This is a genomic window from Angustibacter sp. Root456 (genome assembly GCF_001426435.1).
Lineage (GTDB): Bacteria > Actinomycetota > Actinomycetes > Actinomycetales > Angustibacteraceae > Angustibacter.
This window is the reverse complement of record NZ_LMER01000014.1, coordinates 128,374-148,623: the sequence shown is the minus strand read 5'-3', so window position 1 is coordinate 148,623 and position 20,250 is coordinate 128,374. Positions and strand designations below refer to the sequence as shown.

19 protein-coding genes and 1 tRNA gene are annotated in these 20,250 nt (G+C 72.0%); 11 read left to right on the top strand and 9 right to left on the bottom strand.

All coding sequences use genetic code 11. The features are described 5' to 3' along the window. Positions 1 to 33: 33 nt before the first annotated feature. Positions 34 to 777: a hypothetical protein gene (locus ASD06_RS05885; RefSeq protein ID WP_200941908.1), complete on the top strand. Its 744-nt coding sequence runs from the start codon at positions 34 to 36 to the stop codon at positions 775 to 777. Positions 778 to 805: 28 nt separating this feature from the next. Here ASD06_RS05885 and ASD06_RS05880 read toward each other — a convergent pair whose 3' ends face one another. The 4 genes from ASD06_RS05880 to ASD06_RS05870 all read right to left on the bottom strand — a co-directional run bounded on the left by ASD06_RS05880 (position 806) and on the right by ASD06_RS05870 (position 4,361). Further along, positions 806 to 2,263, bottom strand: a complete 1,458-nt coding sequence (locus ASD06_RS05880) for an MFS transporter (RefSeq protein WP_056674514.1) — start codon at positions 2,261 to 2,263, stop codon at positions 806 to 808. Next, a complete protein-coding gene (locus ASD06_RS05875; protein ID WP_056674512.1) occupies positions 2,256 to 3,716 on the bottom strand; it encodes a glycosyltransferase in 1,461 nt (486 codons plus the stop codon). Before ASD06_RS05875 ends, ASD06_RS05880 begins: the two co-directional genes overlap by 8 nt. A gap of 209 nt (positions 3,717 to 3,925) precedes the next feature. After that, the gene (locus tag ASD06_RS18800; protein WP_157371546.1) at positions 3,926 to 4,072 is read right to left on the bottom strand and encodes a hypothetical protein; all 147 of its coding nucleotides are present in this window, start codon (positions 4,070 to 4,072) and stop codon (positions 3,926 to 3,928) included. A 204-nt stretch (positions 4,073 to 4,276) separates the two neighbouring features. Continuing rightward, positions 4,277 to 4,361, bottom strand: a tRNA-Leu gene (locus ASD06_RS05870). A 132-nt stretch (positions 4,362 to 4,493) separates the two neighbouring features. Between ASD06_RS05870 and ASD06_RS05865 the strand changes: the two genes are divergently transcribed. Next, on the top strand, positions 4,494 to 5,855 hold the full coding sequence (locus ASD06_RS05865) for a M20/M25/M40 family metallo-hydrolase (protein WP_056674511.1): 1,362 nt from the start codon (positions 4,494 to 4,496) through the stop codon (positions 5,853 to 5,855). 119 nt (positions 5,856 to 5,974) lie between these two features. Here ASD06_RS05865 and ASD06_RS05860 read toward each other — a convergent pair whose 3' ends face one another. Continuing rightward, positions 5,975 to 6,160 (bottom strand): DUF5703 family protein, encoded by a 186-nt coding sequence (locus ASD06_RS05860; protein WP_056674509.1) that lies wholly within the window; start codon positions 6,158 to 6,160, stop codon positions 5,975 to 5,977. A 114-nt stretch (positions 6,161 to 6,274) separates the two neighbouring features. Here ASD06_RS05860 and ASD06_RS19295 point away from each other — a divergent pair, with 114 nt between their 5' ends. Then, the gene (locus ASD06_RS19295; protein ID WP_056674506.1) at positions 6,275 to 6,640 is read left to right on the top strand and encodes a hypothetical protein; all 366 of its coding nucleotides are present in this window, start codon (positions 6,275 to 6,277) and stop codon (positions 6,638 to 6,640) included. Between the two features lie 6 nt (positions 6,641 to 6,646). On the opposite strand, the gene ASD06_RS05850 is transcribed toward ASD06_RS19295, so the two are convergent. After that, complete coding sequence (locus tag ASD06_RS05850) at positions 6,647 to 7,609, bottom strand: aldo/keto reductase (protein ID WP_056674505.1); 963 nt, start codon at positions 7,607 to 7,609, stop codon at positions 6,647 to 6,649. An 85-nt stretch (positions 7,610 to 7,694) separates the two neighbouring features. Here ASD06_RS05850 and ASD06_RS05845 point away from each other — a divergent pair, with 85 nt between their 5' ends. Together ASD06_RS05845 and ASD06_RS05840 are read left to right on the top strand one after the other, a co-directional pair. Further along, the gene (locus ASD06_RS05845) at positions 7,695 to 8,801 is read left to right on the top strand and encodes an LLM class F420-dependent oxidoreductase (RefSeq protein ID WP_082537746.1); all 1,107 of its coding nucleotides are present in this window, start codon (positions 7,695 to 7,697) and stop codon (positions 8,799 to 8,801) included. A gap of 14 nt (positions 8,802 to 8,815) precedes the next feature. Beyond that, positions 8,816 to 9,643 carry an undecaprenyl-diphosphate phosphatase gene (locus ASD06_RS05840; RefSeq protein ID WP_200941947.1) on the top strand — a complete coding sequence of 276 codons (828 nt, stop codon included), beginning with the start codon at positions 8,816 to 8,818 and terminating at the stop codon, positions 9,641 to 9,643. Positions 9,644 to 9,667: 24 nt separating this feature from the next. On the opposite strand, the gene ASD06_RS05835 is transcribed toward ASD06_RS05840, so the two are convergent. Next, positions 9,668 to 10,702, bottom strand: a complete 1,035-nt coding sequence (locus ASD06_RS05835; protein WP_056674501.1) for a magnesium and cobalt transport protein CorA — start codon at positions 10,700 to 10,702, stop codon at positions 9,668 to 9,670. A gap of 29 nt (positions 10,703 to 10,731) precedes the next feature. On the opposite strand from ASD06_RS05835, the gene ASD06_RS05830 reads away from it, so the two are divergent. The 4 genes from ASD06_RS05830 (at position 10,732) to mshC (ending at position 14,193) form a co-directional block, all read left to right on the top strand. Next, positions 10,732 to 11,451: an MSMEG_4193 family putative phosphomutase gene (locus ASD06_RS05830; RefSeq protein WP_056674498.1), complete on the top strand. Its 720-nt coding sequence runs from the start codon at positions 10,732 to 10,734 to the stop codon at positions 11,449 to 11,451. Between the two features lie 27 nt (positions 11,452 to 11,478). Then, a complete protein-coding gene (locus ASD06_RS05825; RefSeq protein WP_056674496.1) occupies positions 11,479 to 12,027 on the top strand; it encodes a DUF3090 domain-containing protein in 549 nt (182 codons plus the stop codon). A gap of 32 nt (positions 12,028 to 12,059) precedes the next feature. Next, a complete protein-coding gene (locus ASD06_RS05820) occupies positions 12,060 to 12,854 on the top strand; it encodes an SCO1664 family protein (protein WP_056674494.1) in 795 nt (264 codons plus the stop codon). Between the two features lie 85 nt (positions 12,855 to 12,939). Beyond that, positions 12,940 to 14,193, top strand: coding sequence for a cysteine--1-D-myo-inosityl 2-amino-2-deoxy-alpha-D-glucopyranoside ligase (mshC, locus tag ASD06_RS05815; protein ID WP_056674492.1), 1,254 nt, complete (start codon positions 12,940 to 12,942; stop codon positions 14,191 to 14,193). A gap of 22 nt (positions 14,194 to 14,215) precedes the next feature. On the opposite strand, the gene ASD06_RS05810 is transcribed toward mshC, so the two are convergent. Together ASD06_RS05810 and ASD06_RS05805 are read right to left on the bottom strand one after the other, a co-directional pair. Next, on the bottom strand, positions 14,216 to 14,878 hold the full coding sequence (locus tag ASD06_RS05810; protein WP_056674490.1) for an HAD family hydrolase: 663 nt from the start codon (positions 14,876 to 14,878) through the stop codon (positions 14,216 to 14,218). 41 nt (positions 14,879 to 14,919) lie between these two features. Continuing rightward, on the bottom strand, positions 14,920 to 15,780 hold the full coding sequence (locus tag ASD06_RS05805; RefSeq protein WP_056675054.1) for a PAC2 family protein: 861 nt from the start codon (positions 15,778 to 15,780) through the stop codon (positions 14,920 to 14,922). 185 nt (positions 15,781 to 15,965) lie between these two features. On the opposite strand from ASD06_RS05805, the gene metH reads away from it, so the two are divergent. Both metH and ASD06_RS05795 read left to right on the top strand, forming a co-directional pair. After that, positions 15,966 to 19,505, top strand: coding sequence for a methionine synthase (metH, locus tag ASD06_RS05800; RefSeq protein WP_082537745.1), 3,540 nt, complete (start codon positions 15,966 to 15,968; stop codon positions 19,503 to 19,505). After that, the gene (locus ASD06_RS05795) at positions 19,495 to 20,190 is read left to right on the top strand and encodes an HAD family phosphatase (protein WP_056674487.1); all 696 of its coding nucleotides are present in this window, start codon (positions 19,495 to 19,497) and stop codon (positions 20,188 to 20,190) included. The genes metH and ASD06_RS05795 overlap by 11 nt, the downstream gene beginning before the upstream one ends. Positions 20,191 to 20,250: the final 60 nt, after the last annotated feature.

Sequence of the window (20,250 nt, the reverse complement as noted above, 5' to 3'; positions counted from 1 at the left end):
GTGACCTGGCACAGTGGCAGGGGTGATGGCGTCGTGACTCCCGAGCGAGCAGAGACGCTCGAGCAGCTCGCCGACGCGGTGCCGGCCCACGACGACGGGCGCACCGTGCGAGTGGGTGTCGACGGTGTCGATGGCGCGGGCAAGACGGTGCTCGCCGACGAGCTGGCTGCCGTGCTCGAGGCGAGGGGCCGCGCGGTGGTCCGGGTCGGGATCGACGGGTTTCACCACCCCCGAGCGAGGCGCTACCGGCGAGGCCGCCGCTCAGCCGAGGGCTTCTACCGCGACTCCTACGACCTCGAGGCGCTGCGCAGTCACGTCCTGGGACCGCTCGGACCCGGTGGGGGCGGGCGGTACGTGCCGGCGGTGCACGACGTCGAGCGCGATCTGGCGCTGACGGTCGAGCCGCGCCAAGCGCCTGCAGGGGCGGTGCTCGTGCTCGACGGGCTGTTCCTGCACCGCCCGGAGCTGGTGGGAGAGTGGGACTTCTCGGTGCTCGTGACGGCGCCGTTCGAGGTGACGTTCGCGCGCATGGCGGTGCGCGACGGCTGCCCGGCGGATCCGGATCATCCCGACAACCAGCGGTACGTCGGCGGTCAACGGCTCTACTTCGCCGAGGCCGACCCCGAGCACCGGGCCGACGTCGTCGTCGACAACACCGACCCCGCGGGGCCGCTCCTGCGCCGCCGCCACCCACCCCGCCCCCAGGTGGCCGCGGTGGCACCCCGTCGCCATAGGTTGGCGACGGTGGCACCCAGTCGCCACCGCGTCGACGCCTGAACCGTGGCCACTGGGGCACCCAGCTGCCTTAGGTTGGCGACAGGGTGCCACCGCGCGCCACCTGGCCGCGCGGGCCGATGAGGGCGGCCGACAGCAGGCCGCCGAGCGCGAGCAGGAGGGCGCACCAGAACATCGCGCGGTCGAACCCCTGGTCGAACGCGCGGACGTCGCGGAACGTGCCCTCGGCGAGGCCGGCGGCCAGCGGCAGCACCGCCACGGCGAGCAGGCCGGCCGTGCGGGCGACGGCGTTGTTGACGCCGGAGGCCAGGCCCGCGTGCCGGGTTGGGGCGGCCGCGAGCACGGTGGTCGTCAGTGGCGCCACCGTGAGTGTCAGGCCGACGCCGAAGACGACCACCGGGGGCAGGACGTCGCGCCAGTAGCTCGCGCCCGTCGTCACGAGGTGCGCCAGCAGCACCATCGCCCCCGCGCACACCAGCGGCCCGACGGTCATGAACGCCCGCGGCCCCCACCGCTCGCTCCACCGGCCGACCTGCGCCGAGCCCAGCAGCATCAGGAACGTCACCGGCAGGAAGGCCGCCCCGGCCGCGAGCGGGGTGAAGCCGCAGACGATCTGCAGCTGAAGCGCCAGCACGAACAGCACGGCCGACAGCGCGCCGTAGACGACGAAGGTGACGGCGTTCGTGGCGCTGAACCGGCGCGAGGCGAAGATGCTGAGCGGCATCATCGGCTGGCGCCCCCGCCGCTCGACCTCGATGAAGCCGACGAGCGCGACCGCGGTGACGACCAGTGCTGCCAGCACGGCGCCGTCGAGACCCTGGGCGCCCCACCGGATGAGCCCGAAGGTCAACGCCGCCAGCCACGCGACCCCCGCGAGGGCACCGGGTAGGTCGAGCTGGCGGACGGCGTCCGGGTCGCTCGACTCCGGCACGTGGCGCAGCGACACCAGCACCACCGCGAGGGCGAGCGGGAGGTTGATCAGGAAGATCCAGCGCCATGACGCGTGCTCGATCAACCAGCCGCCGACGAACGGGCCCACGGCCGTGGTCACGCCACTCAGACCCGACCACGCGCCGATGGCGGCCGCCCGGTCGTCGCGGTGGAACGACGAGGAGATGATCGCCAGCGACCCGGGTGTCAGCAGGGCGCCCGCCACACCTTGCAGCACCCGCGCGGCGACCAGCAGGCCGACGGACGGCGCCACCGCGCACAGTGCGGACGTCAGGGCGAAGGCGACCGTACCCATCACGAACACCCGGCGCCGGCCCCACAGGTCACCGACCGACCCACCCACGAGGATGAACGCCGCGAGCGTGAGCGTGTAGCCGTTGAGCGTCCACTGCAGGCCCGACAGGCCGCTGCCGAGGTCGCGACCGATGGCGGGCAGCGCGATCGTCACGACGGTGGCGTCGAGCATGGCCATGCCGCTGCCGAGCACCGTCGCGAGCAGCACCCAGCGGCCGCGCGACTCACCCGTGCGCAACCCCGCTAGGGCGCTCGACGCCCCCTCGGCCACGCCGTCAGGCACGCCGGCGCTCGGCCGGGAGCAGCACCTCGTCGAACAGCTCGACGTACTGGGTGAGGTGGCGGTCGCCGAGGAAGGCGTCGAGCACGCGCTCTCGGGCCGCAGCGCCCAGCCGCTCGGCCAGGTCGTCGTCGGTGAGCACCCGGCTCAGCTGCTGCGCGAACGCCGCGAGATCCGTGGGGTCGTCGAGCAGCAGGCCGTCGGTGCCGTCGACGATCTGGTCGCGGATGCCGCCGATCGCGCTGGCCACGACCGGGCGTGCCTTCCACATCGCCTCGGTGACGGTGAGGCCGAACCCCTCGGCGAGGCTCTTCTGGACGACGACGGACGCGTGCCGCTGCAGCGCGTTGACCATGATGGCGTTCTCGTCCGTGTCGTCCATGGGCAAGCACACCAGGTGCACGCGCGCCCGAGCCGGCGCCGGCAGCGCCTGCCAGGCTCGCGTGCACTCGGCCAGCACCTGCGCACCCTCGGGGTCGTCACTCACTCCTGCCACGTCCGGGCCGGCGAGCACCAGGTGCGCGTCGGCCGGCACGAGATCCAGGTGCTCGGCGAAGGCCGTGAGGACGCCGGCCATGTCCTTGAGGTGGTCCCACCGGCTCACCTGCACGACGAGCCGGTCGGACTCGCGCGGCGGGTCGCCCTCGACGTACAGGTGCCGGTGCTGGCGCAGGTGCCCGGTGGTGCCGTCGCGGCGCACGAAGGGCACCGGGGCCACCGGGTGCCCGACATGATGCGTCTCGACCGGTGTCACCAGGCCGGCGCGGCGCAGGACGGCGGTGACGTCGCCGTCCGAGAGGTCGATGTTCTTCGCCGAGAACGGATCGACCGACGGTGCGATGACGCGCACGCAGGTGGGCTCGAGGAACTCAGGCGCGTACTGCGGTCGCGAGAAGACGAACGCCTCGCAGTGCTCGAGGTAGGGGCGCAAGAACGCCCAGCCGCGCTCGGTGACCTCGTCGAAGGTGTCGCTGCCGATGTGGCAGCGCCACACCACGTGGGCTCCGAGGTCGGCCAGCCCCTGAGCCAGACCGGCCGTCTGCGGGTCGTGCAGCAGCACGATGTCGCCCGCCCGCACCATGGGGGCCATGTCCTGCAGGTTGGCGGCCAGCACCTGCTCGTAGTGCCTGCGTTCGGTTGGGCCGACGGGGCCGCCGTCGCCGGACTGGCCGTGCAACAGGTTGTGCACCCGTTTGGTGATGGCGAAGAACGCGGGGTCACCGTTGAGGACGAGCCAGCGCGTGTCGACGCCCGCACCGCGTCCGTAGGCCAGCAGAGCCTGCAGCATCTCGGCCACGCCGCCGCCGTGGGCGGTGGCGTTGACGTTCCAGACGACGCGGTCGCGCAGCAGCCCTCGCGCGAACTCGGCAGTCGTCCGCAGCCGGTCGGCGCGGTCGGGCCGCAGCAGCGAAGCGAGGCGCTCGAGAGGCAGAGGCTCGACGTCGACGACCATCATGACTTCATCGTGCCCCTGCTGGAGGCTCTTGGCCCGCGGCTTGAGGGAAGCGGCTGCCGACTCGTGCCCGGCCGGGCCCCTGGGGGCGAGGAACGACGGGCGCGATGGCCAGCACCACGACCGACCCGACGAGCTCACGGCTGCTTCGCAGCGATCGCGGCATTGGTCTCGTCCTTGGTCAAGATGCTGGCGGCTTGGATCACGGCGACTCACGCGGTGCGCAGGGGATGGTCCGGGAGCTTGCCGCAAGCCACCGCCACGTCGACCACGAGCGGTGGATAGCCGACCGGCACGGCGCCGACGGGCGTGGCGAGCACACCCAGTGTGTAGGCGGCGTCACCCACCTCGTCAGCCACGACCCGATGCCCGTCGCGCGCACTGGTTGCGGCCTCGGCCGGCGCTGCGAGTGCGGTCGTCACAGTCATCGCGACCGCGGTGCGAAGTACGCCTGCCGTCTTCCTGAACCTCATGAGCTGCTCCGTTCGTGTGAACGGGCAGCCGCAGGCACGGGTGCTCGGGAACGGTGCGGCGCGACGCCGAAGCGGGGAGGTGGATCTGAGTGTCCGGAGGGGGACTTGAACCCCCACGCCCGTTAAAGGGCACTAGCACCTCAAGCTAGCGCGTCTGCCATTCCGCCACCCGGACGAGTGGACCGCCGCACCCCCGAGGGAGCGCTGCGATGCGACGAAGAGACTAACACGGCGGCGGCGCCTGCCAGACCACCCTGAGGGCGTCCGGCTACGGTGGGACCGCCCGCTTCTCAGCCCTGGAGGTCCCGTGTCCGACGCCGCTCCCACCGACGCGCCTGCCACGAGCCCGAGCGCCGCCGAGGAAGAGGTCGTCGACCTGTGCCGCGGCCTGCTGCGCATCGACACGAGCAACTACGGCGACGGTTCGGGTCCGGGGGAGCGAGCGGCCGCCGAGCACGTGATGGGCCTGCTCAGCGAGGTCGGTCTCGAGCCCGAGCTGGTCGAGAGCGCCCCCGGGCGGGCCAGTGTCGTCGTCCGGGTCGAGGGCGACGCGCAGGGCACGCGCGAGCGAGGTGCGCTGCTGGTGCACGGCCACCTCGACGTCGTCCCCGCCGACGCCGCCGACTGGCAGGTCGACCCCTTCGCCGGCGAGGAGCGCGACGGGTGCCTGTGGGGCCGGGGCGCCGTCGACATGAAGGACATGGACGCGATGATGCTGGCGGTGCTGCGCGACGTCGCCCGCAGCCGCCGCAAGCCCCCGCGCGACCTGGTCTTCGCCTTCTTCGCCGACGAGGAGGCGGGCGGCGTGCAGGGCAGCCACTGGCTCGTCGAGCACCGCCCCGAGCTGTTCGACGGCGTCACCGAGGCGATCAGCGAGGTCGGCGGCTACTCCGTGACCGTCGACGGGCGTGACGGCGACCCGGTGCGGCTGTACCTGCTGCAGACCGCTGAGAAGGGCATCGCCTGGCTCAAGCTCGTCGCCCACGGCCGGGCTGGGCACGGCTCGCAGATCACCACGGACAACGCGGTCGCCAAGCTGGGTGCGGCGGTAGCCCGCATCGGCCAGCACCACTGGCCCATCGAGATCACGCCCACCGTGCGGCAGTTCCTCGACGGCGTCACCGAGATCACCGGCGTCGACTTCGACCCGCACGACCCGCAGGGGATCCTCGATCGCCTGGGCACGGTCGCGCGGTTCATCGGCGCGACGTTCCAGGACACCGCGAACCCGACGATGCTCAAGGCCGGTTACAAGCACAACGTCGTGCCGCAGACCGCGGAGGCGTTCGTCGACTGCCGCTTCCTGCCCGGGCACGAGGAGTCGCTCCTCGAGACCATCCGCGGCCTGGCCGGCCCGGACGTCGACGTCACCGTCCACCACCGCGACACCTCGCTCGAGACGACCTTCGACGGCCGGCTCGTCGACTCCATGGTGGCGGCGCTGCAGGCCGAGGACCCCGGCGCGCCGGTGCTGCCGTACTGCCTCTCGGGCGGCACCGACAACAAGGCGCTCGACCGGCTGGGTGTGCGCGGCTTCGGTTTCGCGCCGCTGCAGCTGCCGCCCGACCTGGACTTCCCGGCCATGTTCCACGGCGTCGACGAGCGAGTGCCGCTCGACGCGCTGACCTTCGGCACGCGCGTGCTGGCTCGGCTGCTCGACACCTGCTGACCGCCCCGCCGCACCCCTCCGGCGTGTCACGCACCCCGGACCCGGTCGGGGTGGTCCGGCGCGCATGATCACGAACGGGGAGGCGTGACCTGGGGGCCGCCGGGACGGTGGGCGCGAGCTCAGGCCGTGCGGCGTACGCGGATGATGCGCCGACGCAGCCACACCGTGCGTGCGCCACCCTGCATGATGCGCACCCTCGCCAGCTCCCAGCGTCCGTACTCGGCGTGCTCCACCAGCAGCTCGCGAGCCTGCGCGCGCGTGACCTGGGCCGGCACCCGGATGACGCGGTACTCGAAGTCCATCATCGCCACCCATTGTGCACCGAGCCGCCGCCGGAGATGCCCTGCGGCACGCTTCTGGCCTCGCAGTCGTTGGCCCGCCGGCACCCACGCGACCCCCGCACCGGATACGGTCGTTCCATGACTGACCCGCGCGCTGCGCTCGACGCCCTGGTGACGGCGCTGGAGCGCCACCTGGAAGCCGCCGCCTCGCGCCGCGGTGAGAACGATCCCGTCGTGCTCGCGGCCTACCGGTCGGTCGCCGACGCTTTCGAGGACTACGACGACGCGCTGCTGGACGCCTTCGACGAGGTGACGCCGCTCGAGGTGTACCGCGGCGACGACGAAGACGACGAAGACGACGAAGACGAAGACGACGAAGACGACGAAGACGACGAGGACGACGACGAGTTCGACGAGCCCGACGACGTCGAGGGCGGCACCTACACCGGCCTGGACGACGAGGAGTACGACGAGGTCGACGACGAGGTCGGTACGACGCGCTGACCGGCGTCAGGCCGGCGGTGCACCAGGCGGTGCCGAGACCTCGTCGAGGGCAGCCCGGATCTGCGGCGGGAGCACGACGTCCTCGCTCGTGAGCGTCCCTCTCAGCTGGGCGGCGGTACGGGCACCCACGATCGCGGCGCTGATCCCCGGCTGGTCGCGCACCCACGCCAGCGCGATCTCGGCGGGCGAGCAGCCCAGCCCGTCGGCGGCGGTCACGACAGCGTCGACGATGCCCCGCGCGCGGGCGTCGAGATAGCGCTCGACGAACGACGCGAAGTGCGGCGACGCAGCGCGCGAGTCAGCGGGCGTGCCCGTGCGGTACTTGCCCGTCAGCACGCCGCGGCCGAGCGGCGACCACGCCATGAGTCCCAGCCCGTGCGCCAGCGCCGAGGGCGCGACCTCGGCTTCGACCCCGCGCGCGAGCAGGGAGTACTCGACCTGGTTGGCGACCAGCGCGGTGCCGCGACCGACGTCGGCCAAGGTGGCCGCACGCGCGCTCTGCCAGCCGCAGTAGTTCGAGATGCCGGCGTAGCGGGCGCGGCCGCTCGTCACCGCTGCTTCCAACGCAGAGAGGGTCTCCTCCAGCGGGGTCTGGTCGCTCCAGGTGTGAGCGAGCCAGACGTCGACGTGGTCGGTGCCCAAGCGCGTGAGGGAGCCGTCCAGCGCCGCCAGCATGGCGCGGCGCGAGGTGTCGACCACGCGCTCGCCCGTGCGCCGCGAGATACCCGCCTTCGTGCACAGCACGACGTCGTCGCGTGACGTGAGCTCGGGGAGCAGCTGGCCGAGCAGCTCTTCAGCCGCACCGTCGCCGTACCCGGCCGCGGTGTCGATGAGCGTGCCTCCTGCTTCGAGAAAGGCGGCCAGCTGGTCGCGCGACTCGTGCTCGTCGGTGTCGCGACCCCAGGTCATCGTGCCGAGGGCGAGGCGCGAGACCTTCAGGCCCGACGCGCCGAGGTGACGCTGCTCCATGTCGGCACACGCTACCGGCGGCTGTGGGCCAGCCCACGTGCGCCGCACCGGCGCGGCATCGGGCTGCAGCGTTATCGTCAGCGCCATGCCCGACACCGACACCACTCGCGTGACGCCCGGCCGGCTGCGGCTGGGCCTCAACCTCGGCTACTGGGGGCTCGGCGTCGACGCCGACAACCTCGCGCTCGCGCAAGAGGCCGACCGGCTCGGGTACTCCGTCGCGTGGGTCGCCGAGGCCTACGGCTCGGACGCCGCAACGGTGCTCACGTGGGTGGCCGCGCAGACCTCGCGGATCGACGTCGGCAGTGCGGTCTTCCAGATCCCGGCGCGCACACCGGCCATGACCGCCATGACCGCGGCGACGCTCGACACGTTGAGCGCCGGGCGGTTCCGGCTCGGGCTCGGCGTCTCAGGCCCCCAGGTGTCGGAGGGCTGGCACGGTGTGCGGTTCGACAAGCCCCTGGGCCGCACCCGGGAGTACGTCGACATCGTTCGCAAGGCGCTGCGCCGCGAGACCCTGCGCTACGACGGCGAGCACTTCACGTTGCCGCTGCCGGACGGCCCGGGCAAGGCCATCAAGCTCACCGTGCACCCGGTGCGCGAGGAGATCCCCGTGTACCTCGCCGCCGTCGGGCCGAAGAACCTCGAGCTCACCGGCGAGATCGCCGACGGCTGGTTGGCCATCTTCTTCAGCCCCGAGCACGCCGCGGTCTCGATGGATCCGTTGCGGGCCGGGCGTTCTCGCGGCGGACGGGCTCCCGACGGAGGGGACGCGCTGGCCGGCTTCGACGTCGTCCCGACCGTGCCGGTGGTGTTCGGCGACGACCTCGAGGCGGCCGCCGCGCCGGTGCGCGCCTACTCCGCGCTGTACATCGGCGGCATGGGTAGCAAGGACAAGAACTTCTACAACCAGCTCGCTCGCCGCATGGGATACGAGCAGGCGGCCGAGGAGATCCAGCGCCGCTACCTCGACCGTCAGCACCGCGAGGCCGCTGCCGCCGTACCGCTCGACCTGATCGACGGCACCTCGCTCATCGGGCCGCGCGAGCGCGTGCGTGACCGCCTCGCGGCGTACGTCGAGGCCGGCGTGACCACGCTCACGGTGACCCCCTTCGACGCCACGCTCGAGCAACGTCTTCACACGATCCGCACCATGGCCGAGGTGCTGGACGAGTCGGGTCTGGGAGCCTGATCGCCGTGAGCGACCTGACCTACACCCATGCCGTCGTGCTCGGGATCGTCGAGGGACTGACCGAGTTCCTCCCCGTCTCCAGCACCGGCCACCTGACCATCACCGAAGGGCTCCTGGGCCTGGAGGTGGACTCCCCGGCCATCACCTCGTTCACGGCGGTGATCCAGCTCGGTGCGATCGTCGCGACGCTGCTGTACTTCGCGCGTGACATCGCCCGGCTGGCTGTGGCGTGGTTCCGGGGTCTGCGCGACAAGGGCAAGCGGGACACGGTCGACTACCGGCTCGCGTGGTTCGTCATCGCCGGGTCGATCCCGATCGGCATCGTCGGGTTCGCGCTGAAGGACCTCATCACCGGCCCGCTGCGCAGCCTCTGGGTCGTGGTCGTCGCGCTGATCGCCTGGAGCGCCGTCATGTGGTGGGCCGAGGCCCACGCCTCGCAGCGCAAGGGCGAGGACGAGCTCACCCTTCGCGACGCGATCACGATCGGTGTGGTGCAGTGCTTCGCGCTCATCCCGGGCGTCTCGCGGTCAGGCGCCACGATCTCAATGGGTCTGCTGCGTGGCCTGGACCGCGTCGCCGCAACCCGGCTGTCGTTCTTCCTCGCGATCCCGGCGCTGACCGCCGCCGGCCTCTACGAGCTCAAGGACGTCGACACCTCCGTCGTCGGGTGGGGGCAGCTGGGCGTCGGCACCGTGGTGTCGTTCGTCGTCGCGCTCGCGTCGATCGCCTGGCTGCTGCGGTTCGTGGCGCGCCACCCGATCACGGTGTTCATCTGGTACCGCGTCGCGCTGGGCGTCGCGACGGCGCTCCTGCTCTGGACCGGGGTGCTCCTCGCCACCTGAGGTCCGCGGGTGGGCGGGGGCCTTCTAGAGCCAGCCGGAACGGCGGAACAGGCGGTACAGGCCGAAGCAGGCGGCGGCCATCACCGCGAGCACGAGGGGGTACCCGTACCGCCAGTGGAGCTCGGGCATGTGGGCGAAGTTCATGCCGTAGATGCCGGCGAGCATGGTCGGCACCGCTGCCATTGCGACCCACGCGGAGATCCGGCGCATGTCGTCGTTCTGCTGCACCGAGATCCGCGTGAGGTGCGCCGACAGGATGTCGCTGAGCAGCCGGTCGTACGACTCGATGTGGTCGCTCACGCGCAACAGGTGGTCGGCGACGTCGCGAAAGAACGGTCGGGCCTCGGTGGGCACGTGCGGCACCGGCTGGTGGGCGACGCGCACCATCGCCTCCTTGAGCGGCATCACCGCCCGCCGCACCTCGAGCACCTCGCGCTTGAGCAGGTAGATGCTGCGCGCCTCACCGCCGTCGCGCCGTCGGGTCGTGGCGTTCGGAGAGGGGCCGCCCGCTTCGGCCGACTCGGCGACGTCCACCTCACCGGCGAACACGCTCTCCTCCAGCTGCTCCAGGTCGGCCGCGATCTCGGCGTCGATGGCGACGTAGCCGTCGACCACCTCGTCGATCACCGCATGGAGCACAGCCGCGGGGCCGTAGGCGAGGTGCTCGCGGTTGGTCTCGAGCCGCCGCCGCACCTCGGCGAGCGGCCCCGCCTCGCCGCGGCGCACCGTGACGACGAAGTGCGGGCCGACGAAGAGCATCACCTCGCCGGTCTCGACCTGAGACGTCGACTCCACGTACCGCAACGGCTTCAGGACGACGAACAGCGACCCGTCGTACATCTCGAGCTTGGCGCGCTGGTTGCCCTTGACGGCGTCCTCGACGGCCAGCGGGTGCAGGTCGAGCTCGTCCTTCACCAGGTCGAACTCGGCGTCCGTGGGGTCCTTCAACCCGATCCAGAGGAACCCGTCGGGGGTGTCGCGCAACCGAGCCAGCTCGTCGGACAGGTCGGCGCAGGGCTGGCGGGCGCCGTCGCGGTAGACAGCCTGGTCGACGATCACGCGACCATCCTGCCCCGTACGCTGGGCGGGTGCCCACGGTGTTGCTCGTCCGTCACGGCCGGACCACGGCCAACGCCTCCGGCGTGCTCGCCGGCTGGACGCCCGGAGTCCTGCTCGACGACCACGGTGTGCAGCAGGCTCAGTCGCTCGCGCAGCGCCTGGGCGTCGTGCCGGTGAGCGCGGTGGTGTCGAGCCCGCTCGAGCGCTGCCGGCAGACCGCCGAGCACCTGACGTCCGTGCCGGGCCCGAAGGGCGGCGCGCGCCCCGACATCGTCACGGACGAGCGGCTGGGGGAGTGCCGCTACGGCGACTGGACCGGCCGCGAGCTCAAGACGCTGGTGAAGGACCCGCTGTGGAAGGTCGTGCAGCAGCACCCGAGCGCCGCCGTCTTCCCTGGCCCCGAGGGGGAGTCCATGCGCTCGATGCAGCAGCGCGCCCTCGACGCCGTCCGTGACTGGGACGCCCGAGTCGCCGCTGAGCACGGCGACGACGCCGTGTGGGTCGCGGTGTCGCACGGCGACGTCATCAAGGCCATCCTCGCCGACGCGGTCGGCGCGCACCTGGACGAGTTCCAGCGCATCACCGTGTCACCCGCGTCGGTGTCCGCCGTCCGCTACACCGCGACGCGACCGTTCTTGCTGCGCAGCAACGACGGAGGCGGTGATCTCAGCGCCTTCGTGCCCCCCGCGCGCCGGCGGCGCAAGCCACCTGCTCGTGGCGCGGACGCGGTCGTCGGCGGAGACGCGTAGGTCGGCTGCGCGTCGTAGGGTCTTCCCATGCCCGTCTTCGAGTACGACTCGCCGGAGCGCTTCGTCGCCGGCACCGTCGGCGAGCCCGGACAGCGCACGTTCTACCTGCAGGCCGTGGCCGGCACCCGCGTCACCAGCGTGGCGCTGGAGAAGCAGCAGGTGGCGATCCTCGCCGAGCGCGTCGAGCAGCTCCTCGACGAGGTGGTGCGCCGCAGCGGCGGCCAGGCCCCGGTGCCGGCCGTCGCGCCTCTGACGATGGATGACACCGCGCCGCTCACGACGCCGATCGAGGAGGACTTTCGGGTCGGCACCATGAGCCTGACGTGGGACGGCGACACCGAAAGAGTCGTGATCGAGTGCCTCGAGGCGGGGCAGGAGCCGGCCGAGGACCTCGACCTCACGCCCGGCCCCGACGCCATGCTGATGCGGGTCAGCCTCACAGGCGCCGCCGCCCGTGCCTTCGTCAAGCGCGCCACCGCCGTGGTGGCTGCCGGACGCCCCGCCTGCCCGTTCTGCGGCAACCCACTCGACCCCAGCGGGCACATCTGCCCGCGCGCCAACGGCCACCGGCGGTGACCTCCTCGGCAGCATCGCAGGGATCGCCGTCCGTGCTGCCCGAGAAGGACGCGCTCGAGCTGCTGACGCGCGGCGAGATCGTCGTCGAGGGGCGGATGACGGCGGCCTCGAACGCCACGCTGTACGCCTCGGTGACCGCGCCGGGCGCCTCGGCCCACTGCATCTACAAGCCCGTTGCCGGTGAACGGCCGCTGCGTGACTTCCCGCACCAGACGCTGAGCCGGCGCGAGGTGGCGGCCTACCTCGTGTCGCGCGCCACCGGCTGGGACGTCGTGCCGCCCACGGTGTGGCGGGAGGAGGCGCCGTTCGGGCCAGGCAGCGTGCAGCTGTGGATCGACGCCGACGACACCGAGCTGGTCGACGTCGTGCCGATGGGTGGGGTGCAGCCGGGCTGGCTTCCGGTGCTGCAGGCGATGGACGGCGACGGCTCGGACGTCCTGCTCGTGCACGCGGACGACCCCCGCTTGGCGCGCATGGCGGTGTTCGACGCCGTGATCGACAACGCAGACCGCAAGGGTGGGCACGTGCTGGTGCACGACGACCACGTGTGGGGCGTCGACCACGGGCTGAGCTTCAACCTCGACGACAAGCTGCGCAGCGTCTTGTGGGGGTGGCAAGGCAGCGAGCTTCCGGCTGACTGCCTCGACGTGCTGCAGGCCCTGGCGACCGACCTGCGGCCGCACGGCTCACTGGCGCGGTCGGTGAGCGAGCTCATCACGGTGGCGGAGGTCGCCCGCACGCGTGAGCGGGTGCTGGAGCTCATCTCGACGCAGCGCTTTCCCCGGCCCACGGGCTACGGGCCAGTGATCCCCTGGCCGCCGTTCTGACGTCGACCGATTCCGCGGGCCCGGGCCCCCCGGCCGAACCGGGCCACCGCGTCGCCGCCACCTCGCGGCTGGTTAGGCTTCGTTCGTGATCTCCTGGCCCGCGCCCCACGTTCCTGCCGTGCCCGGGCCGTCGATCCCGCTGCGGGTGCGTGACACCTCCAGCGGCGAGCTCCGCGCGACGGCGCCGGGACCCGTCGCGCGACTGTACGTCTGCGGCATCACGCCGTACGACGCCACGCACCTGGGCCACGCCGCCACGTACGTCACCTTCGACGTCTTGCAGCGCGTGTGGCGCGACAACGGTCACCAGGTGCACTACGTGCAGAACGTGACCGACGTCGACGACCCGCTGCTCGAGCGGGCCGAGCAGACCGGCGTCGACTGGCGTGCTCTGGCCGCCGACCAGATCGCCCTCTACCAGGAGGACATGACCGACCTCGCCGTGATCCCACCCGACGACTACGTCGGTGTGGTCGAGAGCGTCGAGCAGATCGCCGAGGACGTGCGGGCGCTGGTGGCCGCGGGCGCGGCGTACGCCGTCGACGTCCCGACGGGTGAGGGCTCGGGCCAGGACGTGTACTACTCAGTCGCTGCGCAGCCGCGCTTCGGTGAGGTGTCGGGCTGGACGCGTGAGCAGATGCTCGAGGTGTACGCCGAGCGTGGGGGAGACCCCGACCGCCCCGGCAAGCGCGATGCCCTCGATCCCTTGCTGTGGCGGGCCGCGCGTGAGGGCGAGCCGTCGTGGGACGGCGCCAGCCTGGGCTGGGGACGTCCCGGCTGGCACGTGGAGTGCTCGACGATCGCCGTGCGCCGGCTCGGGATGGCGTTCGACGTCCAGGGCGGCGGCACCGACCTGGTGTTCCCGCACCACGAGATGAGCGCCGCGCACGCCGGCTCGCTCACCGGCGACTGGCCGTTCGCGCGCTGCTACGTGCACCAGGGCATGGTCGGCTTCCAGGGCCACAAGATGAGCAAGTCGCGCGGCAACCTCGTGCTGGTGTCGCAGCTGCGGCGCGAGGGCCGCGACCCCATGGCGATCCGGCTGGCGCTGCTCGCCCACCACTACCGCAGTGACTGGGAGTTCACCTTCGACGAGCTCGCCGGGGCCGAGGCGCGCCTCGAGCGCTGGCGTGCGGCCTTCTCGTGCGACGGTGGCCCGGACGCCACCGCGACCGTGCAGCACCTGCGCGAGTGCCTCGCCGACGACCTGCGCACGCCCGACGCCTTGGCCGCCGTCGACCGGTGGTCCGACGAGCAGCTGACCCGCGGTGGCCAGGTGCAGTCCGCGCCCGGCGTCCTCGCCCGGGCGGTCGACGCGCTGCTCGGCGTCCGGCTGTAGCAGTCCGGGTCGACCTCCTGGCTCAGCGCCTGGGCTTGGCCAGGGGGGTGCCGTCCAGCGAGGTCCGGAAGGCCACCAGCGAGTCGAAGACCTGCAGGACGCCGGCCTCCAGCAGCTCGCCCACCGAGAAGCCGCCGGTGCGGACGCCGAGCATGGGGACGTCGACCTTGGCGGCTGCCTGCGCGTCGTAGATCGAGTCGCCGACCATGACGCCGCTGGCGCCCTCGACCTTGGCCAGAGCCGCCGACACGAGGTCGGGCTCGGGCTTGCTCGCCTGCACGTCGTCCGACGTCGTCCAGGCGTCAGCGAGCGATCTGCCGTCGATGAGGTCGAGGAAGGCCTCCACGTGCTCGGTCTTGCCCGAGCTGGCCAGCACCAACCGGAAGCCGCGCTCCTTGACGTCGGCCAGCAGCTCGTGGGCTCCGGCGAACGGCTGGATCTCGCCGATGAGCTGCTCGAACTCCTCCTGCCACGCCGCGCGCAGGTCGTCTCCGTGTGCCTCTTCCACCTCGCGGCCGGCCACCGCGGCGACGAACTGGTCGCCTCCCATCCCGATGCCGCGGTGCAGCCGCCAGATCGGGCGGGTGATGTCGTAGCGACGCAGGGCCCTAAACCACGCCAGGGCGTGCTGGTAGTTGGTGTCGACGAGGGTTCCGTCGACGTCGAAGATCGCGGTGTCTGCCATGCCCTCTGCCTACCCCAGTGCCGACTGGCACGCGCGCTGGATCAGCCGCGGCGGGGTGGGTCGTCGTCGCGCCGGCGCAGGTAACGCTCGAACTCCAAGGCGATGGCCTCGCCCGACGCCTCGGGCAGCTCGCTGGTGTCCTTGGCCTCCTCGAGCGCGCGCACGTACTCGCTGACCTCGCTGTCACCCTCGGCCAGCTCGTCGACGCCGTGCTCCCACGCGTGCGCCTGGTCGGGCAGGTCCTCGAGGTCGACCGTAACGTCGAGAAGCTCCTCGATGCGACGCAGCAGCGCGAGGCTGGCCTTGGGCGAGGGACCCCCACCCGCGTAGTGCGGTACGGCGGCCCACAGTGACACCGAGGGCAGATCGGCCTGCGTGGCGGCGTCGCTCAGCACGCCGACGATCCCGGTGGGGCCTTCGTACGTCGACCGCTCGATCCCAGCCTGGCGCAGCAGCTCGTCGTCATCGCTGGTGCCGTTGACCGGGATCGGGCGCGTGTGGGGGACGTCGGCCAGCAACGCACCCACGGTGACGACCGCGGTCACGCCCAGCCGGTCGGCCGCCTCGAGCAGCTCGATGACGTAGGACCGCCACCGCATCGACGGCTCGATGCCGTCGACCAGGACGACGTCGCGACCCAGAGCGGGCACGTGAGCAGCGAGCAGCCTCGTCGTCGGCCAGGTGATGCGCCGTTCACCGTCGGCGTCGCGGGCCACGGTCGGCCGGTTGACCTGGAAGTCGTAGTAGTCCTCGGGGTCGAGTGCTGCGAACGGCTCGGCGTCCCAGACCCGCGCGAGGTGCTCCAGCGCGGACGTCGCGGCCTCACCGGCGTCGTTCCAGCCCTCGAACGCCGCGATCATCACGGGGTCGGTGAGGGAGGGCCACTGCGTCAGCTCGATCACGTCTGCCTCCCCGAGGTCCCCGGTCGCGTCGCGGCCGGCGGTGACGCACGGTGCGTCGCCGTTCACCAGCCTAGTTGCTCCGGCTGGGGAGAGGGTCCGCCATGCGGCCGCCTGCGCCGATCGGTGGACTCCTGCCTAGACTCATGCGTGCCCGTGTACCGCGCCACGTACCTCGAAGGTCTCTCATGAGCAGCCGCTCCGACCTGTTCCGTTCCTTGCTGCACCAGCAGGTGCTCGTCGCAGACGGTGCGATGGGCACGATGCTGCAGGCGGCCGACCCCACGCTCGAGGACTTCGACGGCCACGAGGGCTGCAACGAGGTGCTCAACGTCACCCGACCCGACATCGTGCGGTCGGTGCACGAGGAGTACCTCGCGGTGGGTGTCGACGCCATCGAGACCAACACGTTCGGCGCCAACCTCGCCAACCTCGGCGAATACGGCATCAGCGACCGCATCCACGAGCTCGCCAGGGCCGGAGCGCAGGTGGCGCGCGAGGCGGCTGACGCCTGGGCGAGCGAGCACCACCCGCGCTTCGTGATCGGCTCGATGGGTCCTGGCACGAAGCTCCCCTCGCTGGGCCACGTCGAGTTCGCGGCACTACGCGACGCCTATGAGATCCAGGCCGCCGGCCTGGTCGCCGGCGGGGTCGACGCGGTGCTCATCGAGACCTCGCAGGACCTCCTGCAGGCCAAGGCCGCCGTGATCGGCACCCGCCGCGCCCTGCAGGACGCCGGCGCCGACGTCCCCGTGCTGGTGCAGGTGACGGTCGAGACCACAGGAACCATGCTGCTGGGCAGCGAGATCGGCGCGGCCCTCGCGGCGCTGGAGCCCCTGGGCATCGACGCGATCGGCCTGAACTGCGCCACCGGCCCGAGCGAGATGAGCGAGCACCTGCGCCACCTCGCCAAGCACGCCCGCATCCCGGTCACCGCGATGCCGAACGCCGGCCTCCCGCAGCTCTCGCGCGACGGCGCCTACTACCCGCTGACGCCCGCCGAGCTCGCCGCCGCGCACGAGCAGTTCACCCGCGAATTCGGGTTGGGACTCGTCGGCGGATGCTGCGGCACCACCCCAGAGCACCTGCGCCAGGTCGTGGACGCCGTGCGCGGGCGCCCCGTGGCCCCGCGCCGACCGCGACCCGAACCCGGCGTCGCGAGCCTGTACCAGCACGTGCCGTTCCGGCAGGACACCGCGTACCTGTCGATCGGGGAGCGCACGAACGCCAACGGCTCCAAGGCGTTCCGCGAGGCGATGCTGGCCGAGCGGTGGGACGAGTGCGTCGAGATCGCCCGCGCGCAGACCCGCGACGGCGCGCACCTGCTCGACGTCTGCGTCGACTACGTCGGCCGCGACGGCGTCGCCGACATGAAGTCCGTCGTCAGCCGCCTGGCGACCAGCTCGACCCTGCCGCTGGTGATCGACTCCACCGAGCCCGCGGTGATCGAGACGGGCCTGGAGCTCATCGGCGGCCGCGCGGTGGTCAACTCGGTCAACTACGAGGACGGCGACGGGCCCGGCAGCCGGTTCGCTCGGATCATGCCGCTGGTGCGCGAGCACGGCGCTGCCGTCGTGGCGCTCACCATCGACGAGCAGGGGCAGGCGCGCACCCGCGACCACAAGGTGGCCATCGCCACCCGGCTCATCGAGTCGCTGACGGGGCAGTGGGGCATGGCGATGTCCGACATCATCGTCGACTGCCTGACCTTCCCGATCGCCACCGGCCAGGAGGAGACGCGCCGCGACGGCCTCGAGACCATCGCGGCCATCGCCGAGCTGAAGCGACGCTTCCCCGACGTGCAGACCACGCTCGGATTGTCGAACATCTCCTTCGGCCTGAACCCCGCGGCCCGGGTGGTGCTCAACTCGGTCTTCCTGCACGAGTGCCTGAAGGCCGGGCTGGACTCGGCGATCGTCCACGCCGCCAAGATCCTGCCCATGAGCAAGATCGACGACGAGCAGCGTCAGGTGGCGCTCGACCTCGTGCACGACCGGCGGCGCTGGGCGGACGGCGACCCGTCGTCCGGACGGCTCGAGTACGACCCGCTGCAGCGGTTCCTCCAGCTCTTCGAAGGCGTCGACGCCGCCTCGCTGCGCGAGGGTCGCGCCGAGGAGCTCGCGGCCCTGCCGCTGTCCGAGCGCCTGGCACGACGCATCGTCGACGGCGAGCGCAAGGGGCTCGAGGACGACCTCGACGAGGCCCTGGCGTCCGGTCAGCCGGCCCTCGACATCATCAACGACAACCTGCTCGAGGGCATGCGCGTCGTCGGCGAGCTGTTCGGCCGCGGCGAGATGCAGCTGCCGTTCGTCCTGCAGTCGGCCGAGGTGATGAAGGCGGCCGTGGCCCACCTCGAGCCGCACATCGAGGGCAACGCCGACGGCTCGGCCCGCGAGAGCAAGGCCACGATCGTGCTCGCGACCGTCAAGGGCGACGTCCACGACATCGGCAAGAACCTCGTCGACATCATCCTGTCGAACAACGGGTACGAGGTCGTCAACATCGGCATCAAGCAGCCGGTGAGCGAGATCCTGCGCGCCGCGCAGGAGCACCGCGCGGACGCCGTCGGCATGAGCGGCCTGCTGGTGAAGTCGACCGTCGTGATGAAGGAGAACCTGCAGGAGATCAACGCCCGCGGCATCGCGGCCAACCTGCCGGTGCTGCTCGGGGGTGCTGCCCTGACCCGCGCGTACGTCGAGGACGACCTCGCCGAGGTCTACCAGGGGCAGGTGCGCTACGCCCGTGACGCGTTCGAGGGCCTGCGGCTCATGGACGCCATCGCCAAGGCCAAGGCCGATCCGAACCTGTCCGTGAGTGACACCCTGCCCGAGCTGCGCAAGCGGCGGGTGCGTCGCGTCGAGCGCGTCGAGGAGCCGGACGCCGGCCCCGACACGCGGCGCTCGGACGTCGCGCTCGACGTCCCCGTGCCGACGCCACCGTTCTGGGGCACGCGCGTGGTCAAGGGCATCGCCTTGGCGGAGTACACCTCCTACCTCGACGAGCGGGCGACGTTCCTGGGCCAGTGGGGGCTCAAGCCCTCGCGCGGCGACGGGCCGTCATACGAGGAGCTGGTCGAGACCGACGGCCGCCCGCGGCTGCGGATGTGGCTCGACCGGATCCATACCGAGGGGCTGATGGAGGCGGCGGTCGTCTACGGCTACTTCCCCTGCGTCAGCGAGGGCAACGACCTGGTGATCCTGCACCACGAGGGCCCGGACGCCGGCAGCGAGCGGGCGCGGTTCAGCTTCCCCCGCCAGCGGCGCGACCGGCGGCTGTGCCTCGCCGACTTCTTCCGCCCGCGCGAGTCGGGGGAGACCGACGTCATCGCGCTGCAGCTGGTGACCATGGGCTCGAAGGTCGCGCGGCACACCGCGGAGCTGTACGCCGCCAACGCCTACCGCGACTACCTCGAGCTGCACGGCCTGTCGGTGCAGCTCACCGAGGCCCTGGCGGAGGCCTGGCACGCCCGCGTGCGCTCCGAGCTCGGCTTCGGCGCCGAGGACGACCCCGACCTCGGCGCCATCCTGCGCCAGGGCTACCGCGGTTCGCGCTACTCGTTCGGCTACCCGGCCTGTCCCGAGCTCGAGGACCGCCGCACGCTCGTCGAGCTGCTCGACCCCTCCCGGATCGGCGTCGAGCTGTCGGAAGAGCTGCAGCTGCACCCCGAGCAGTCGACGGACGCCATCGTGGTGCACCACCCGGAGGCGAAGTACTTCAATGCCACCTGAGGCGGCGCCGAGCCTGCCGGCAGCGGTGTTGTGGGACATGGACGGCACGCTCGTCGACACCGAGCCCTACTGGATCGCCGAGGAGCACCGCCTGGTCGAGCAGTACGGCGGTGCGTGGACGGCGGAGCACGCGAAGGCGCTCGTGGGCAACGACCTGCTGGTCTCGGCCCACTACATCAAGGAGCACGGCGACGTGCCGCTCGAGCCCGAGCAGATCGTCGACGTGCTGCTCACCGGCGTCGTCGAGCGCCTGCGCGTCGAGGTGCCGTGGCGACCGGGGGCGCGTGACCTGCTGGCCGAGCTGCGCCGGCAGGGCGTGCCGCTCGCGTTGGTCACGATGTCGTGGACGGCGCTGGCCGACACCTTCCTGGCCGCGTGCGGCCCCGACACCTTCGACGTCGTCGTCACCGGCGACCGCGTCCCTCGCGGCAAGCCGCACCCTGACCCCTACCTGACTGCGGCGCGCGCCCTCGCCGTCGACCCCACTGCCTGCGTCGCGATCGAGGACTCGCAGACCGGTGTGACGTCCGCCGAGGCGGCAGGTGTGCCGACCTTGGCGGTGCCCCACGTCGTGCACGTGCCGGCGGCACCGGGGCGCTCTCGGGCGAACTCCCTCGCCGAGATCACCGTCGCCGACCTCGCCCGCATCGCCGCCGGGGAGACCATCGACCTCGTGCTGCCCTGAGGCTCCGGCACCCTTCGAACGGCCGTTGGCCATCACCTGCGCTGGAGAAACTGGGCATCG

What these genes read in the sequence shown, in the direction of transcription:
- metH (WP_082537745.1), top strand. Translation starts at nt 15,966, where the DNA reads ATGAGCAGCCGCTCCGACCTGTTCCGTTCCTTGCTGCACCAGCAGGTG.
- ASD06_RS05850 (WP_056674505.1), bottom strand. Translation starts at nt 7,609, where the DNA reads ATGGAGCAGCGTCACCTCGGCGCGTCGGGCCTGAAGGTCTCGCGCCTC.
- ASD06_RS05860 (WP_056674509.1), bottom strand. Translation starts at nt 6,160, where the DNA reads ATGATGGACTTCGAGTACCGCGTCATCCGGGTGCCGGCCCAGGTCACG.
- ASD06_RS05795 (WP_056674487.1), top strand. Translation starts at nt 19,495, where the DNA reads ATGCCACCTGAGGCGGCGCCGAGCCTGCCGGCAGCGGTGTTGTGGGAC.
- ASD06_RS05875 (WP_056674512.1), bottom strand. Translation starts at nt 3,716, where the DNA reads ATGATGGTCGTCGACGTCGAGCCTCTGCCTCTCGAGCGCCTCGCTTCG.
- ASD06_RS19295 (WP_056674506.1), top strand. Translation starts at nt 6,275, where the DNA reads ATGACTGACCCGCGCGCTGCGCTCGACGCCCTGGTGACGGCGCTGGAG.
- ASD06_RS05810 (WP_056674490.1), bottom strand. Translation starts at nt 14,878, where the DNA reads ATGGCAGACACCGCGATCTTCGACGTCGACGGAACCCTCGTCGACACC.
- ASD06_RS05825 (WP_056674496.1), top strand. Translation starts at nt 11,479, where the DNA reads ATGCCCGTCTTCGAGTACGACTCGCCGGAGCGCTTCGTCGCCGGCACC.
- ASD06_RS05845 (WP_082537746.1), top strand. Translation starts at nt 7,695, where the DNA reads ATGCCCGACACCGACACCACTCGCGTGACGCCCGGCCGGCTGCGGCTG.